Here is a 227-nt window from a genome sequence, read left to right on the forward strand (position 1 = left end):
TTACTCACTGGTGTCTATTAACTCAATTTTACTTGCGTAGGCTTTACGTTCTCACTCGGGTAACAGCCTAATACTTTCAAGTGCTTAGTGATTTTTGTCAGCTCTTCAAGTGCCTGTTGCATTTCTGTCGAAGCAAGATGTGATGTCAAGTCTACGTAGAACATCTCTTCCCACGGGTTCCCCATAATTGGGCGTGATTCCAGCTTGGTCATATTGATGCCGTAACG

Annotated in this window: 1 pseudogene; it reads right to left on the reverse strand. The window is 43.6% G+C overall.

The annotated features are described in order from the left end of the window. Nucleotides 1-17 precede the first annotated feature (17 nt). A pseudogene (gene pheA / locus IQR33_RS28980) lies at nucleotides 18-227 on the reverse strand (bifunctional chorismate mutase/prephenate dehydratase); the annotation flags it as partial.

Origin of the sequence: Vibrio sp. OPT46 (assembly GCF_015163535.1) — a bacterium.
In the GTDB taxonomy this organism is placed as follows: domain Bacteria; phylum Pseudomonadota; class Gammaproteobacteria; order Enterobacterales; family Vibrionaceae; genus Vibrio; species Vibrio alginolyticus.